Consider the following 255-nt stretch of genomic DNA (forward strand, 5'->3'; position numbering starts at 1 on the left):
ACATCAACGGCCGCATCGAGCATGCGGGCACTGGCGTGCTGGCCATCACGGCCAGCACCCTGAACGGCCAGGGCGGCAAACTCATCGGCAACGGTGCGCTGCGCATCGATGCCGGGAAGATCGACCACCGCGACGCCACCCTGGTGGCGCAGCAGGTGACGCTGCAGGCGGGCAGCCTGGACAACCGTGGCGGCGGCATCGGGCAAACGGGTAGCGGCGGCATGACGCTGGGCGTGGCGCAGACGCTGGACAATA

At 69.0% G+C, this 255-nt stretch carries 1 protein-coding gene; it reads left to right on the top strand.

The features are described 5' to 3' along the window. On the top strand, positions 1 to 255 hold a 255-nt coding region (locus GCN74_RS28505), incomplete at both ends, for a hypothetical protein (protein ID WP_193317317.1).

Source organism: Janthinobacterium sp. FT14W (assembly GCF_009208755.1).
Lineage (GTDB): Bacteria > Pseudomonadota > Gammaproteobacteria > Burkholderiales > Burkholderiaceae_D > Janthinobacterium > Janthinobacterium violaceinigrum.